Source organism: Acinetobacter sp. WU_MDCI_Abxb74 (assembly GCF_025513915.1).
Taxonomy (GTDB): domain Bacteria; phylum Pseudomonadota; class Gammaproteobacteria; order Pseudomonadales; family Moraxellaceae; genus Acinetobacter; species Acinetobacter calcoaceticus_C.
In genome coordinates, this window is record NZ_JAHPRP010000007.1 from 85,490 (window position 1) to 101,435 (window position 15,946).

Annotated in this window: 17 protein-coding genes; 6 read left to right on the forward strand and 11 right to left on the reverse strand. The window is 37.7% G+C overall.

Annotated features, from left to right (window positions below; translation table 11 throughout):
* Window positions 1-8: 8 nt before the first annotated feature.
* Window positions 9-1,241, reverse strand: coding sequence for a phosphoglycerate dehydrogenase (gene serA / locus KTH84_RS12790; RefSeq protein ID WP_042895382.1), 1,233 nt, complete (start codon window positions 1,239-1,241; stop codon window positions 9-11).
* 382 nt (window positions 1,242-1,623) lie between these two features.
* Here serA and KTH84_RS12795 point away from each other — a divergent pair, with 382 nt between their 5' ends.
* The gene (locus KTH84_RS12795; protein WP_262473427.1) at window positions 1,624-3,033 is read left to right on the forward strand and encodes an FAD-binding oxidoreductase; all 1,410 of its coding nucleotides are present in this window, start codon (window positions 1,624-1,626) and stop codon (window positions 3,031-3,033) included.
* A 65-nt stretch (window positions 3,034-3,098) separates the two neighbouring features.
* Here KTH84_RS12795 and KTH84_RS12800 read toward each other — a convergent pair whose 3' ends face one another.
* Window positions 3,099-3,887 carry a xanthine permease gene (locus KTH84_RS12800; RefSeq protein ID WP_262473429.1) on the reverse strand — a complete coding sequence of 263 codons (789 nt, stop codon included), beginning with the start codon at window positions 3,885-3,887 and terminating at the stop codon, window positions 3,099-3,101.
* 187 nt (window positions 3,888-4,074) lie between these two features.
* Between KTH84_RS12800 and KTH84_RS12805 the strand changes: the two genes are divergently transcribed.
* Window positions 4,075-4,443 carry a hypothetical protein gene (locus tag KTH84_RS12805; protein ID WP_262473430.1) on the forward strand — a complete coding sequence of 123 codons (369 nt, stop codon included), beginning with the start codon at window positions 4,075-4,077 and terminating at the stop codon, window positions 4,441-4,443.
* 44 nt (window positions 4,444-4,487) lie between these two features.
* Here the strand turns inward: KTH84_RS12805 and KTH84_RS12810 are convergent, their stop codons facing one another.
* Together KTH84_RS12810 and KTH84_RS12815 are read right to left on the reverse strand one after the other, a co-directional pair.
* On the reverse strand, window positions 4,488-4,802 hold the full coding sequence (locus tag KTH84_RS12810; RefSeq protein ID WP_262473432.1) for a putative quinol monooxygenase: 315 nt from the start codon (window positions 4,800-4,802) through the stop codon (window positions 4,488-4,490).
* A 13-nt stretch (window positions 4,803-4,815) separates the two neighbouring features.
* Complete coding sequence (locus KTH84_RS12815) at window positions 4,816-5,403, reverse strand: NAD(P)H-dependent oxidoreductase (protein WP_262473433.1); 588 nt, start codon at window positions 5,401-5,403, stop codon at window positions 4,816-4,818.
* 240 nt (window positions 5,404-5,643) lie between these two features.
* On the opposite strand from KTH84_RS12815, the gene KTH84_RS12820 reads away from it, so the two are divergent.
* On the forward strand, window positions 5,644-6,009 hold the full coding sequence (locus tag KTH84_RS12820; RefSeq protein WP_202743326.1) for a hypothetical protein: 366 nt from the start codon (window positions 5,644-5,646) through the stop codon (window positions 6,007-6,009).
* Window positions 6,010-6,371: 362 nt separating this feature from the next.
* On the forward strand, window positions 6,372-7,601 hold the full coding sequence (locus KTH84_RS12825; RefSeq protein WP_262473437.1) for an MFS transporter: 1,230 nt from the start codon (window positions 6,372-6,374) through the stop codon (window positions 7,599-7,601).
* A 40-nt stretch (window positions 7,602-7,641) separates the two neighbouring features.
* On the opposite strand, the gene KTH84_RS12830 is transcribed toward KTH84_RS12825, so the two are convergent.
* The 5 genes from KTH84_RS12830 to KTH84_RS12850 form a co-directional block, all read right to left on the reverse strand.
* On the reverse strand, window positions 7,642-8,178 hold the full coding sequence (locus KTH84_RS12830) for a hypothetical protein (RefSeq protein WP_262473439.1): 537 nt from the start codon (window positions 8,176-8,178) through the stop codon (window positions 7,642-7,644).
* A 25-nt stretch (window positions 8,179-8,203) separates the two neighbouring features.
* On the reverse strand, window positions 8,204-10,354 hold the full coding sequence (gene yccS, locus KTH84_RS12835) for a YccS family putative transporter (RefSeq protein WP_262473441.1): 2,151 nt from the start codon (window positions 10,352-10,354) through the stop codon (window positions 8,204-8,206).
* Between the two features lie 204 nt (window positions 10,355-10,558).
* The gene (gene sodC / locus KTH84_RS12840; protein WP_202743322.1) at window positions 10,559-11,134 is read right to left on the reverse strand and encodes a superoxide dismutase family protein; all 576 of its coding nucleotides are present in this window, start codon (window positions 11,132-11,134) and stop codon (window positions 10,559-10,561) included.
* Window positions 11,135-11,253: 119 nt separating this feature from the next.
* Window positions 11,254-12,372: an AI-2E family transporter gene (locus tag KTH84_RS12845; RefSeq protein WP_133971551.1), complete on the reverse strand. Its 1,119-nt coding sequence runs from the start codon at window positions 12,370-12,372 to the stop codon at window positions 11,254-11,256.
* Window positions 12,373-12,496: 124 nt separating this feature from the next.
* On the reverse strand, window positions 12,497-13,141 hold the full coding sequence (locus tag KTH84_RS12850) for a ParA family protein (protein ID WP_133971553.1): 645 nt from the start codon (window positions 13,139-13,141) through the stop codon (window positions 12,497-12,499).
* Window positions 13,142-13,299: 158 nt separating this feature from the next.
* Between KTH84_RS12850 and KTH84_RS12855 the strand changes: the two genes are divergently transcribed.
* Entirely contained in the window at window positions 13,300-13,767 is a 468-nt protein-coding gene (locus KTH84_RS12855; RefSeq protein ID WP_042895331.1) for a Holliday junction resolvase-like protein, read from the forward strand.
* Between the two features lie 137 nt (window positions 13,768-13,904).
* On the forward strand, window positions 13,905-14,468 hold the full coding sequence (locus KTH84_RS12860; protein WP_262473443.1) for a hypothetical protein: 564 nt from the start codon (window positions 13,905-13,907) through the stop codon (window positions 14,466-14,468).
* Window positions 14,469-14,519: 51 nt separating this feature from the next.
* Here KTH84_RS12860 and KTH84_RS12865 read toward each other — a convergent pair whose 3' ends face one another.
* Window positions 14,520-15,050 (reverse strand): hypothetical protein, encoded by a 531-nt coding sequence (locus KTH84_RS12865; protein ID WP_133971557.1) that lies wholly within the window; start codon window positions 15,048-15,050, stop codon window positions 14,520-14,522.
* A gap of 26 nt (window positions 15,051-15,076) precedes the next feature.
* Complete coding sequence (locus KTH84_RS12870; protein ID WP_262473445.1) at window positions 15,077-15,865, reverse strand: class I SAM-dependent methyltransferase; 789 nt, start codon at window positions 15,863-15,865, stop codon at window positions 15,077-15,079.
* Window positions 15,866-15,946: the final 81 nt, after the last annotated feature.

A 15,946-nucleotide genomic window follows, 5' to 3' on the forward strand; every position in this document is an offset into this window, starting at 1 on the left:
AGTTCGTATTAGAACAATACACGCACGCGAATTGTACCTTCAACTTCATGCAACATATCTAAAGCTTCATGAGAAGCAGAAGCGTCAACGTCCATTACGAGGTAACCGATGTCACCTTTAGTCATGAGTGATTGACCAGAAATGTTGATGCCTTGCTCAGCAAACAAATTGTTGATTTTAGACAATACGCCCGGTACGTTTTTGTGGATGTGCAATAAACGGTGTTGGCCAGCAGTCAATGGTAACGCGATTTCTGGGAAGTTCACCGCAGAAAGCGTCATACCCTTGTCAGAGTAAGCAACAAATTTCTCTGCAACTTCTAAACCGATGTTTGCTTGCGCTTCCATGGTTGAACCGCCAACGTGAGGAGTCAAAATCACATTGTCTAAGCCGCGAAGTGGAGAAACAAATTCTTCACCATTTGCTTTTGGTTCTTTAGGAAATACGTCAACCGCTGCACCAGCAATATGACCAGACTTGATTGCATCTGCTAAATCTTCAATTACTACACATGTACCACGTGCAGCATTTAGGAAGATTGCGCCTTCTTTCATTTTTGCAAATTGTGCTTTAGTGAAGAAGTTGCGTGTAGATGGAACATCAGGCACATGTAATGTAACAACATCAGCAGTCGCTAAGAGTTCGTCTAACGAACCAACTTGGCGAGCATTACCCATTGGTAATTTAGTCACTGCATCGTAATAAATCACATGCATACCTAAGCTTTCAGCAAGAACAGAAAGCTGAGAACCGATGGAACCGTAACCCACAATACCTAAAGTTTTGCCACGAGTTTCAAAAGAACCCACAGCAGATTTGTCCCAACCACCACGATGACAAGCCGCTGACTTTTCAGGAACACGGCGAAGAAGAAGAATCGTTTGAGCAAGTACAAGTTCTGCAACCGAACGCGTATTTGAATACGGTGCGTTAAATACAGGAATACCACGTGCCATTGCTGCTTTAAGATCAACTTGGTTTGTTCCGATACAGAAACAGCCCACTGCGATCAATTTATTTGCAGCTTCGAAAATTTCTTCAGTCAATTGGGTACGCGAACGAATACCAATAAAGTGAGCATCTTTAACCGCTTCTTTTAGCGCTTCGCCTTCAAGTGCAGTTTTGCGATAGTCAATATTGGTGTAACCCGCAGCGTTTAGAGTATCGACTGCGTTTTGGTGAACGCCTTCTAACAAAAGGAAACGGATTTTATCTTTAGGTAGTGAAAGATGTTGGCTCATTACGGCTCCGCTACAAAGGCCAAATTTGGTGGCGCTATCATAACATAATGGTCGGTACTATAGATATTTCGTTTGCGCCGTGATCTTATGGCAATTTTATCTATATCTAATCACTTCTATTTATGGCTTGTTGACAGTCTCAAAATGTACTTGTCATTTTAACTTAAAAAATATTGATACTTTGAAGGTTCATAAAAAGTCATTTATGAACGTTAAACATGTTTTGTAGTGACAGTATCTCTATTCTGAACTTTATCGCTTGTGCTGTTGCATGTAGAATATAGTTGTTCCCAGAACATTATGGCTCTTATTCGGGTTTAAACCGTAAGAAATAGGGCGCCATAGTCCCACCACAGTTTACTTCTTGCTAGGTCTGCAAACGATGAATGCTCCAGTCGCTTTAACACCTGAGTTACTTACCCAATTAACAGCAATCGTCGGTGAAAACCGCATTAAAACCGATGCTGATAGTCTCGAAAACTGGGGTAAAGATCATACTAAGCATTTTAATCCGAACCCATCGGTCATCGTTTTTCCATCGACCACTGAGCAAGTTCAAGCTGTTGTGAAGCTTGCAAACCAGTTTAATATCGCAATTACGCCTTCAGGTGGCCGTACTGGTCTCTCTGCTGGTGCTGTTGCAACCAATGGTGAAATTGTCATTAGCATGGACAAGATGAACCAGATTCTTGAGTTCTTCCCAGCAGATCGTATGGTTCGAGTGCAAGCTGGTGTTGTGACTGAGCAATTGCAGAATTATGCTGAAGAACAAGGCATGTATTATCCAGTTGACTTCGCGTCAGCGGGTTCTAGCCAGATTGGCGGAAATATTGGAACTAATGCCGGTGGTATCAAAGTAATTAAATACGGCATGACACGTAACTGGGTACTTGGTTTAACCGTTGTCACTGGTAAAGGTGATATTTTACGTTTAAACAAAGGCATGGTTAAAAATGCAACGGGTTATGCATTACAGCATTTATTTATTGGTGGCGAAGGTACATTAGGTTTAGTGACTGAAGCAGAAATTAAACTTGAGCGTCAACCGCAAAACTTACAAGTTTTAGTTTTAGGTGTTCCTGATTTTGATGCAGTAATGCCTGTATTACATGCTTTCCAAAAAGATATCGACTTAACTGCATTTGAGTTCTTTGGTGAACTTGCGATGCAAAAAGTTTTAAATAATGGTCATGTACAACGCCCATTTGAAACTGAATGTCCGTTCTATGTATTGCTTGAGTTTGAAGCTCCATATGAGCCGATTATCGATAAAGCAATGGAAATTTTCGAGCATTGCATGGAGCAGGGTTGGGTACTTGATGGTGTAATGAGCCAGAGCCTAGACCAAGTAGAAAGCTTGTGGCGTTTACGCGAAGATATTTCTGAATCAATCGCGCCGTTCACTCCATATAAAAATGATATTTCAGTATTAATTACTCACGTACCTGCATTTATTCGTGAAATTGATGCAATTGTTCAAGACAACTATCCTGATTTTGAAATTTGCTGGTTCGGTCATATTGGTGACGGTAACTTGCACTTAAATATTTTAAAACCTGAAAATTTAACCAAAGATGAGTTCTTTGCGAAGTGTCAGGTTGTGAATAAATATGTGTTCGATACCGTTAAAAAATACGATGGTTCAATCTCTGCTGAGCATGGCGTAGGCATGACGAAAAAACCATATTTGGAATATTCTCGTTCAGCTGAAGAAATTGAATATATGAAAGCATTGAAGTTGACGTTTGACCCGAACGGGATTATGAACCCGGGTAAATTATTTGATCTTTAATACTTGGTTAGATAAAAGAATCTCTATTAAAAGCGTATCGAAAGGTGCGCTTTTTTTTAAATCTATCATTTTTTATAAGCTTTCCAACCCGTCAAAATATGATAAATCAGCGGTAAAAGACAAAGAGCAAAGAAACTACAAAGTCCAATGGCCCATACAGGCAAATTGCGCGGATTACCTAAAAAGAAATAGGCAAAAATAGTATAAGACAACATTGCAAACATCGCCGTTGTGCCTAACGGAAGCGTTACTCTAAAAATTAAAATGCTAGCAAATGTTTTGTAGGTTTCCATGTTCCGATTGAAGCTATAGGCAATAATCATGAGCAACACATAACCTAAAATAAACAGCATAAATAACGCGGCTGTAAACAGTAGAATAGTGCGCCAACTCTTTTCTTGCGCGGTGTGATCACCATTTTCATAAACAACAGTAATATGTTCTCCCACTACCGGTACATCACCGGAGCGGACTGAATTATCTAAAGTTAGTGTTTTGTTTTGATCATCTTTGAACTGAACCTGAGCGGTGTGCATGAGGGTTTTAGTTTTATATTTACGCCCATTGGAGTCTGTACGTTCAGTATCGACCCATTCAGAGGTATAGTTCACTACAGTTGCATCGTAACTTGGTTTAGTCGCTAAACCATATACTGCTTGCGAAACCCAATACGTAAAAGGGAAAAATAAAGCGCTAATACTAAAAACGACTGCGAATAAATATGCGAATTCAAATTTACTGCTTTTACGATTTTTAGCTAAACGCTTGATCCAAAACTTGGTAAGCACAAATGACCAAACCATTAAAATTGCAACGACTACCAAGAAAACTTGCCCTGCATAAGTCAATTGCATGGATGATCCTATTTATTAGAGGGAATAGAAATTAATTTTATCAAATCATGATCATTAAGGTTGGGTGAACAGGATAAATTATTTGATCTTTAAGTGATTAGTCATCTTTAGAACTACATAGTTTCTATAGAGTAACCGATCAAGGCATAGCATCATAAAGCTATGGCTTCTGTTTTTGGTGATAAAAATGCAACGTTTATTTTTAATTTCAGCTCTCTGTGCTGGACTTTTCACTGGGTGTGCGACAACCAGTAAATTCATACCTTTTGTGGGGGCCGAAACCCCAATGCAACAAGTACTTAAATCTCAACCTGAGATTGTAAAAGAGCACAACAATACCTCAGTTCAGCAAGTGTTTAACCGTGTGGAATCACCAACTGTTTCTCGTATTACTGTCATTCAAACAGGTTTAATGGACGACTCTGTTTCTGCAATTCGAACAGAGTATGCATTTAAATTGGTTGATGAAAAGTGGCAATTGCAAAATAAGCAAAAGAGCTATCAATGTGCGAGAGGTAAAGGCTCTAGAGGGTTCCAAACACAGCTTTGTTCTTAAAAATAAAAAAGACGATAAATATATCGTCTTTTTTATGGGCTAAATTATACGCCACTTTCTAAAATTTTAATTTTCACATCAATTACATCATCTTTAACTGCTGCATGATGTGCTTGCATATGAGGTGTAGCCAAATGTGCTTCAAGATGGGCAACGCTTGCCCATTTTTCTAACATCACAATTGTATCAGGCTCTTTGGTTTGGAAACTGGCATGTGATATGTGATCAATCAAAGGCTCATAGCCATGGCAACCATCTTCTGCTAAAACAGTTGGAATGATTTTTTGAAATGCATCCAATACGTTTTGGCGATGCTGTCCACCCGATTTAGTATGAATTTCCGCAATAATAGTAAGCATGGATTTTTCCTTATTAAGCTGCTGCAAATACGCTATTTAAGTGGGCTTTATATTCTTCAACATAACTATTAACGTCAGGCATTTTAATTACGTCATTAACAATAAAGGTAGGAAGTGTGTCCATACCTAAAAACTGGTTCGCCTTATGAAATGGCAAATACACACCATCTACACCCACGCCGTTAAAAAATTGATCTGCATCATCAAATGCTTCCATCGGGGCATTCCATGTTAATGAAAGCATATATTTTTTGTCATGAATTAAACCACCTGAACCATATTTTTTTGCGGCATCAGAACGGCTACGCCCATCGTTTGCATAGAGTGAACCGTGACCAACGGTAAATACATCATCAATATATTTTTTTACAGTCCAAGGAGCGCCCATCCACCAGCCCGGCATTTGATAGATCACGACATCAGCCCATAAGAACTTTTCGACTTCACTTTCTGCATCATAATTGCTATCTGCACGAGTGACTTGAACTTCATGTCCGAGTTCAGTGAGGTGTGAGGTTGCTAGTGTGGTTAATGTGTCATTTAATTCGCCATTTGAATGTGCAAATTGCTTGGCACCATTAATCACTAAAATCTTACTCATGGGAGTTACTCTAATTAAATTCTTCAATACGCAGCGTACTTTACGGAATTTACTCTTATAGAAAAATGCATGAATTGGAAAAATATTGTTGATTAAAAATCAATAATTAAATATAAATTTTAGTTGTTAAATAAACTTAATTGAATAATATCAAGAGATTTGATCTTACTTACAAAGTGCTACGGAAAAAAATATTTGTGAGCTTTAGCATTAAGTTTGAGTAGAGCGAAGAGATTACATATGAGAAAAATGAGTTTATTGGTTATTTTTAGTCTAACCATGCTAACAGCTTGTGCTCCAGCTAAAAATTCTTCTGCTCAACTTGCTGATAGCCCGATACAAGCCGTATTACTCGATCAACCCGATCTTCTAAATGATGCAAGTAATTTGGACATTTCACAGCAAATGAATGCTGCCGATGATCCCTTGAATGCACAAGTTATCATTTTGAAAACAGAACCTAGTCCAGATGCGGTGTCAAAAACACGGACTGAATATTTATTAAAGCGAGATCAGCAAGTCTGGAAAATTGTGAATAAAAAGCAAAGTTATCAATGTACGAAAGGACAGGAAACCCCAGATTTCCAAGTTAATCCTTGTCCTTAATGATTAATTTTTATTAAAGATGTGGATAACTCTAAGGTTATTCACAATAAAAAAGTATGGCTGTCGGTAAAAGAATAACGTTTAAACTTCTTATAATTGTCTGATTGCTGAGCAATTCAAAAAATGCTATTGTTGCGCTCGGTAATTATGCCAACTGGTAAAAATTATCAAATCTCACGCCATATAATTTTTCTATTCTTAGACACCCTGTGAATACGGTGTTTCACATTCTAAACATGCACTCTCACGGCATATAAAAACTTAATTAAAGATTGATTGACCATACTGTCATCATCATGACTACATCCTATTTTATATGTAGTTGTAGAGACATATGGCCGCTATTTTGAAGTGTACAACTCATGAAAAATATTCAAACGACAACGTTGAACCGTACAACGTTGATGTTTCCTTTGGCCTTAGTGCTATTTGAATTTGCGGTTTATATTGGTAATGACCTGATTCAGCCAGCGATGTTGGCAATTACTGAAGATTTTGGTGTAAGTGCAACTTGGGCACCGTCTTCAATGTCATTTTACTTATTAGGCGGTGCCTCGGTTGCATGGTTACTTGGGCCTTTGTCAGATCGTCTCGGGCGTAAAAAAGTCTTGTTGGCAGGAGTTTTATTCTTTGCTTTATGCTGCTTTTTAATTTTACTAACGCGACAAATAGAACAATTTCTGGCATTAAGGTTTTTGCAAGGAATAGGCTTAACCGTAATCTCAGCCGTTGGTTATGCTGCCATTCAAGAAAACTTTGCTGAACGTGATGCAATTAAAGTCATGGCACTCATGGCAAATATTTCATTGCTTGCGCCTTTGTTGGGCCCCGTACTCGGCGCTTTCTTAATTGATTATGTGTCTTGGCATTGGGGCTTTGTAGCTATCGCTGTATTGGCATTACTCAGTTGGATCGGTTTGAAAAAACAAATGCCAAATCAGCAGGTCAGTGTTACCAAGCAACCTTTTAGTTATCTTTTTGATGATTTTAAAAAAGTGTTTAGTAACAGCCGCTTTTTAGGTTTAAGCCTTGCTTTACCTTTGGTGGGTATGCCTTTAATGCTTTGGATTGCTTTATCTCCAATTATATTGGTAGATGAATTGAAGCTAACGAGTGTGCAATATGGTTTAGCTCAATTTCCGGTATTTCTAGGCTTAATTGTCGGGAATATTGTCTTAATTAAAATTATTGACCGTTTAGCTTTGGGCAAAACCATCCTGATTGGTTTACCTATTATGCTGATTGGTACTCTGATTTTGGTCTTGGGCGTGATATGGCAAACCTATTTAATTCCTTGTTTGCTTACGGGCATGACACTCATCTGTTTTGGTGAGGGAATTAGCTTTTCAGTTTTATATCGCTTTGCTCTGATGTCATCTGAAGTATCAAAAGGAACCGTTGCGGCAGCCGTTTCGATGCTACTTATGATGAGCTTCTTTGCCATGATTGAGCTAGTACGTTATCTCTATACGCAATTTCATTTATTAGCTTTTGCTTTATCTGCATTTACATTTATTGCGCTCTGGTTTACCCAGCCACGTAATGCTTTAAAACAGGAAATGCAAGAAAGAAAGCTGCAAGGGAATGATTAATTTAAAAATACCGGAATTTATATTCCGGTATTTTTTTTAACTATTCTTTTAACATTTTTTCCATTTCTTCACGGTCTGTTTCATAGGTACAACCTAATAATGTCATCGGACTTTTTCCGGTCATTTCTGATAAGTTGAGATTATGATAAACAGTAAAAGAATCTGCTGTTGCAGGCTCTGTCTTGACGGTGCGAACACCTCTAAAAAAAGGTAATGTTTTAAAGTCCGGATGTTGAGGTATATCAAATTTTTTCGAAAGTTGATTAACATTTGCATTTCGGAAAACGGCGACTATGCCTTGACCCGCCAAAGCAATTTCATGAGTTTTAATACCAAATAATTGAATGGGCTGAGCTGCTTTATATAAATAGATGAAAGGCTGTTCTGGATCCTCAACTTTTTTAAAACCAAGTGCTGATAAATTTTCATCATATTCAGAAGTAAAATTGGTATAAGTTTCCTGATCTGATTGACACTCTATAATCTTTTTTAAATCATTTATTTCAAATGCATATGATGTGCTACTCAGCAATAAAAAAGTGGCACAAAGAAATTTATATATCTTTGGAAAGTACATTTTTATCCTCAATAAAGTGTTATAGCTATTTAATTTCTTGCTCTAAAAGTTTGTCTTTAAGCATTAGCAATTCTGGTAATGTTTCTAATAATAAACTGATTTGTTTCAAGACTAATGTATATTTCTCGGAAAGTTGTTCATGAGTGGTTAGGCCTCGAATTTCTTGCAATGTTTGCTCAATATGTGTGTTGTCGGGTAGTGACTGCCCAAGTACGCTTTGACTAAGAATTTGCTGACAACGCAGTAATAATTGTAAAACTTGTTCTTCATCAATTTTTTGTCGTTGACTGCCTAACGCTGCCACATAGCTGAGTTGACTGTGGCTATAAACCAAATAACGGAAAGCATAATGAATGAGCTCTGGATTAGGATTGGGCTCGGCACTTAAGCTTGAGATCATGTTTGATAGCTCAATTTGAGCATTATGGGCAGCACGACGAATTCGACGGTACTCTAGGTCTTGATTTTTGCCATATTGGTATTGCTCCACAATCACATTGAAATAGTCAAGCGTCGCTTTGCTACTTTTCTTAATATTGTTAGGAATATTGCGAAAATTCCAATCAGGCCATATAAAACTTACAGCGAGCCATGCAATAAAACAGCCTAATAGCGTATCTATAAGGCGAGGTAAAATAATGCTATAGCCTGCACCCTTTAAATTAAAAATTAATAGCACCATGAGGGTAGCCATAAGGGTGGCCAAGGCATATTTCTTTTGCCGTAAGTAAAAAAAGCATACTCCACAAATAATCGTAATGATTAACTGGCCTTCAATACTCGGTACAAAATATAAAATGGGTATTCCTAATAAAACACCGATTAATGTCCCAATTGTTCGAAGCTTAAGGCGGCTTTTAGTTGCAAAATAAGTAATCTGACAAACAAATAAACTAGTCAGTAAAATCCAGTAGCCATGCTGAGCAAAGGGTAATAAGGAAATGGCATAGCCCGCGGCGAAAACGACTGCAATTCGTATCGCATGTCTGAACAATGCAGATTGTGGGGTAAGCTGTTGCCGAAGTTTCAAGATCAGATCTGAAAATCCTTGAATATCATCATCAAGTAAATTTAAGTGCTCTTGCCTTGTTTGGGTATTATTTTCAGGGAAGGGCTGTGCATATTGCAGTTGTTCAAACTGTTCATGCATTCCTTTTAAATTATCAAAAATGAGCCTTAAATTTTTAACTTCAAAATTTTGTGGATGTTGTTGTATCCAGTCCTTTAAAGAACTCTCAAGGTGATTTAATCCTGTCTGGCTTTCTTGCGATGGCTGATATGGCCGATTATATAAAATACACTGAGCTAAGTCCTGACAAGCTTGTGCTTGTAGGCGCAGATTTTTTTGGAAACGGAAAATAAGATCACTACGGCTAAAATTCTGTTGAATATGTTCGTAATGTAAGTAATTAGAGGTGGCTTGTTCGTGAATGTCTCGTGCAAAAAAATACAGGTTTAGCCAATAAATACTTTTATTACTCACCCGTGAAGCCTTCAACCGAGTGAGTAGGGAGCTGCGTATTTGATTCAGACTTTGAGCAACTTGTGTATTCTGTAGGGATAATTCATATAAGAGCTGTTCTACATTTTCTTTATTGTCGGGATCAAACAAACGTGCTTTGGCTTGAAGTAATCCAGAAATTTCTTTAAAAATTTGTGAGAGTTTATCTTGTAAGGGAAGTGTAGGTTTAATAATAAAAAATAAAATAGAGGTGAAACCGTACCACAAAGCTCCATAAACAAAGTAGGTGGGTTGCTGATACCAATGAGCATATTCTCCTAAACCGAACATGCTGTAAATGGAAAGCAAAATAGTGCCAAACGAAATTGTGGCATAACGTTGCCCTAACGCTCCTAATAAAATGAAAAAAGCACTTGAAAGAGAAAGATATAAAATAAAGAAAATTTTGTAGGGAGCGAGAAATCCAAGAATGCTACTGACTGTAAAAAATAGCAGGCAGACATAGACTAAGTTGCGTAATCGAATACTTAAACGGTCATCAAAGTCGGTTAACGCTGCTGCAATTGCCCCTAAAGTCACAGGAACAATAAGCTCGTTATGGCCTAGTGAAAGCAAACCTAAAGTTGTGCCTGTGAGTACAATCAAAATTTGCAGGCAATAAATTAAAATCGAGTTCGTCTTAAAACTATTAAATATTTGGGTCAAATAATTCACGGCTTTTGTTCTAAATTAGAGAATACGTGAGAAAGCAGTATGTAACTTTAAATTTTTATTACTTCAAAAATATTATTCTTTTTATCTATAAAAGTCAGTCAATTTTTTAAGATTTTATTATGAGTAAAGGAAATGATAGTGATCAATAAAGTAACAAAATTGTGGATATCTTTTTAGATACCCACAATGTAATAGATAAATAAATTATTTAATCACGCCACATGCAATTCGTGCTCCGCCACCGCCGAGAGGTAGAGGTGAGTCAGAGTAATTGTCGCCTCCCGCATGGATCATGATTGCGCGGCCTTGAATATCTGCAAGTTTCAAGCGAGGTGCAATTACAGCAGTGGTTGCAACACCAGTATTATCGACCACTAACGCGGGTAGATCGCCTAAATGACCAGTCGTTGGGGTACCGTGATGAGGAGCTTGGTTAGGATTATAGTGACTACCAGCAGCTAAAGCCGCTCCAAGTTTTCCATCTTTCTCAGCAGGTGCACAAGAAGCATTTTCATGAATATGGAAACCACGAGTACCGCTTGGTAGGTCAGCTAAAGCAGGGGTAATAATTAAACCTTTGTCGCTATCTTGAAAGCTAATAGTACCTAATTTTTTACCAACACCATTTGCTGTAACTTCATTTACATCTACCACTTTTTTCATATGCATTGTAGTTAACGCGTGAGCCGTATCGGATACAGTTTTTGTGACTGAACTACAGCCGACTGCAAAAAATGCTGTAAGCGCAAAGACTGCGCCAATTTTATTAAAAGTCTGCATGATTGGATGTCCTTATAAATATATATGATTGTTTGATTCAAACAAAGGAAGGCCTAGCCTACAAGTTAATTTAAATAGTCACTTTGTATCTTGAAACATTTTTAAATTAAATAAGTATGTCACTCTTTATGATTAGAAGATTCGCTCTCAGGATCATAAATCATGGTTGTTTTGGGCATTGGTTCAGGTTCAATAGTTTCATGTAACCATTCACGCCAAATTGCCAATAAAACAGCCAAAATTACAGGACCAATAAACAAACCTACCAATCCGAAACTAGCAATACCGCCCAACACACCAAACATAATTAGTAAGAATGGAATTTTAGTCGCGCCCGAAATAACAAGAGGCCGAATTACGTTATCTGAACTACTAACAATTACCACACCCCAAACGATCACGCCAATGGCTTCCATGGTTTGTCCCTGAGAGAACAACCATAGGCCGACGCCTAAATAGGAAATTGGTGTACCAAATGGGATTAAAGCTAATATGAAAGTAGCAATGGTGAGTACCATTGGGTTTGGTACGCCTGCTACGAAATAACTTAATCCAGCTAAAAAAGCTTGAGCAATGGCAGTTAAACCGACGCCATAGACTACCGCACGAGTCGTTTCAGAAATCGTATCAAGATAATGGTGAATGCGGGGACCGATAACCATTTCTAATGCTTTACTCACCTGAGTTAAGATGAGTTGACCATCACGGTAAAAGAAAAAGAGACTAAATACGGCAAAGCCAAGTTTAACAATATTTTTACTAATTTCACCAAGCAGCACACGGCCATAACTTAAATGGCTTTGTACCCAAGCTGCAATGTTCTGAATGGTACTATTAGGATCGTTATTTAACTCATTGAGGGTGCGAGAAATTTCTTTTCCAACAAAAGGAAGCTCGCGAATAAAATCAGGAACACTTAAATGTCCTGAAAAAACCTGTCGTTGTAAGTCAAAATATAAGTTGCGCCCTTCATGCTGCAAAATAAAAATAGCACATGTAAAAGGTACACCAACAACCAAAATGACTAGGCTAATCATTAGTGTTGCATTTAAAGTATTACGGGTTTCTCCAAAAAAACGCTGAATTCTTAAATAAATAGGCCAAGTCATATAAGCAATGATGGCAGCCCAAAGTACAGGAACAATAAAATATTTCAGGATATTAAATCCTAAAAAAATCAAAATAAAAAACAGCCCAAACAATAAAACGCGCTGTAAATTAGGAGCGTATGGATGCACGAACGATATTTCTCTAATTTTCTACGTAGAATAAAGTCATATTAACTGAAAAATAACCTGAGGCAAATTTTAAGACCGTAATGTAAAGAACCTTATACAACTCTTTTTAGAGGCTAAAAGTCACTTAAAACCACTCAGCTTTGTCTTCAACTAACTTGTTTAGAACAGGTTGCCATTGATCTTGAATACTAATAAAGTTTTTTTGCGATTTATCAAAAACACTTAAACCCTGCATAGCTAAGCTACCGTAAGCGGTGCGTTCGGCAATCCACGCAACAGGTTCCTGTTCAATTTTTTCGAAAAACTGTTGAATATCTTTTGAGCTGGCACTATTCGGTTTTACACGATTAGCAAGAAGTAAAATTTGTACTTTGCCTTTACGAATCCGCTTAATATCTTGTAAATGCTTCAAAAAGCGACGAGTACTGTCTATATCAAAAAATGAAGGTTGAAGTGGAGTAATAATGGCATGAGCTTCGCTGATGAGTTGTTCAGCATGTTCACCTGAAAGTGCACCAGGCGCATCAATAATTAAATAATCCAGATTTTTAGGTGCATCACCAATTGATTTTTCATGACGCCAGTCGAGACTTTGAATCGTTGCGACGCTATCGGGACGCTGTTTTAACCACTGTAAAGCCGATTTTTGATTGTCCGAATCTGCTAATGCTACTTTATATCCTTTTTGTGCCAATGCTGTTGCCAACGTAATGGCCGTCATGGTTTTTCCGCATCCGCCCTTTTGATTTGCAATAAGTATCGTTTTCATAAATTCAGTTATTTTCAGCAGCACATTTGTTTATGTTTTATACCTTAGCATCTTTTTATGTGAAGGAGATGACCACATTTGACAAAAGTTTAAGCTGTTTCGTTATTTTAGATATGATTAGATCTGTAATTTTGATTCGCGCTTTTTAAGGAAAATTTATGTCTGTATGGCTTGCCATGCTTATTGGTGCTGGAATTGGTATCATTATCACTACTCTTATTTTATCAAATACTCGTAATGGCCGAATTAAGGCTGAATATGAGCAATATATTGCTGAACTTGAACTCGAGCATCAACAAGCCCTTACTCAAGCACAAAAGAGAAGCGTGAATACAAGCCGTGCGGTATTGAAAGGAAAAATGGCAGAACAATTTGCCCCCATTTTGCCAGAATTTCAGTATCTACCGAGCGATGCAAAATTCATGGGCGATCCAGTGGATTATATTATTTTTGATGGATACACCGATTTTCGGGATGGTGACGGTGCGGCAGAAGACATCAATATTATTTTACTTGATGTAAAAAGTGGTGGTGCAAGGCTCACTAAAGGCCAACAGGCAATTGCGCAAGCTGTCCAACAAGGCAATGTTCGTTTCGAAACTTTAAGAATCCAGTTAGACGATTAAACAGAAATTTGAATGCACAAAAATAGACGAAATTAAGCTGTATTGTTACTAAATTCCGATATTTTTTTCATGGCTTAAGGCTACTATAAATTGAAGATCTTTTTAATTTGATCTAGCAATATTCGAGGTGTAAAGCGATGAAAAAACAACGTTTAATGATGGGCTTGTTAGCTGCTATTAGCATGAGTTCAGCATTTGCATCGACCTCAAGTGAGTATAATATTGCCAAAGGTCTGAGCCCCGTTGAAAAAGACCAGTCAATTTCTGTATTGCAACCTTTTCAGGGGAATTTCAGAATACTCGGTTCAAAAATATATCACACTGATGAGCAAGCAAAGTTTTCACCTATTGACTATGCGGTAAGTTGGGGGCTGTTTGCACAGCCTGAGATTGCACGTCATATTTCAGTTAAACAGTATGACCGTTATTTAAACTGGAAAATTCCTAAATTACCTGTTCCTGCAGACCAAGCAATGCAAATGGTGTCTAACATGCACATCATTCCTGCAAACCCTGAAATTGCTCAGCAGATTAAACAGGTTAAACGTGGTGATCTGGTCTATCTCAAAGGTGACCTTGTCGAAATTAAAGATAAAGATCTAGTCTGGAAATCTTCACTTACCCCAACTGATACAGGTGATGGTGCTTGTGAACTATTCCGTGTGCAATCTATTCATTGGGTTGAAAAGCAAAATATATAATTTAAAAAAGCCTTCATAAATATGAAGGCTTTTTATTAAGGAATGGAGTATTTACTTCTGTTGTGATGCTTTCCAATATTTTAATTGGTTTTGTGCTTGTAAGTAGTCAGCAAGATCATTGATCTGCTCATCTTTAGTCGCTTGCTTATCACTATAGTGTTTTTCTTGATTTTCCCAATATTGATAAAGTAAGCCTTGTATATAACGGCCTTGTTCAGTCTTTAAATCTAAATCTTTTAACATGGTAAGTGCAGAGCGCACATTATCAAGAGTACGCTTTTGCTCAAACTCTGTGGTGAGTGTGCCAGCCTCATGCATTTTGGCTAATTCAGTTTCCATCTCATCGCTCATTTCTGTAAAGCGGCGGTCATAGTCCTCTAAAAGCCCAATGTCGTGCGCATCATCAGCCGTTGCTGGAAAAGTCTTAACAGGTCTTTCATTCAGTTTTTCTAAGACCTGATCGGTAGATGAGGTGGCAGAAGGTTGCTCAGTCTTAGCAGGCTCATCCGCCTTTTTACAAGCAGTAAGAAATAGGCTAGAGCAAAGCAAAGACATTAATATGATTTGAGGTGTTTTCTTCATAACTTTCAACCAAACCTATTCACTAATTATTTAACGGGTAACGTACTTTTCTGAAAGTGATATGCATATGTGACATATGGAAAATCAATCTGATCTTGAGGACCTAATCCCGTAAAATCATAAACAATTTTTTCGAACTGTGCTTTGAGCTGTAACTGATCTTTTTCAGTCATTGCAGCAATAAAACTTGTCGAGAGTAATCGTTTACTCACCACTTGTTCGACACTACCACGTTGTGACTGTGTAAATGTTTGGAGTCTGTCAAATACAAATAAATTCTGTTCTTCAAACACACGTTTCCACTTTCCACTATGATAACGAGGCGTGTCCCCTTCAAGGGGAAGTAGAAAATCAGCTAAAGCTTTGACCCAATCCGTACGCTCATCGCGTTGATTCCAAACCAACCCTAAATGTCCTTGGGGTTTTAAGATTCTATACATTTCTGTTAGGGTATCGAGGTTGTCAAACCAGTGAAAAGATTGAGCACAAATAATGGCATCAATTTTATGGTCTGCTATAGGAATTGAATTGCTAAAAGCCTGTAATGTTTTGATATCAGGATAAACTTGTTGAAGCTGCTGTAACATCTCGCCAATTGGCTCAACCGCAATAACATCTGCATGTGTTTGTTTTAAGTAGGGTAAGAATTTGCCAGTACCTGATCCAAGATCGATAACAGTAGAGTTTTCCTGTATTTGGAGGCAATTTTGCAGCCAACTTACTATTTCTGCGGGATAATTAGGTCTAACTTGCTGATAAAGTTCAGCAGCTGAGCTGAAGCCTTTTTGAGCGGCAGGATGTAAGGATTGTGTCATATTTTGCGCTTTTTAATCTGACTGGCATCTATAAAATAAGATACTCCGCAATCATAAATTGGCAAAACACCTATTTTGTTT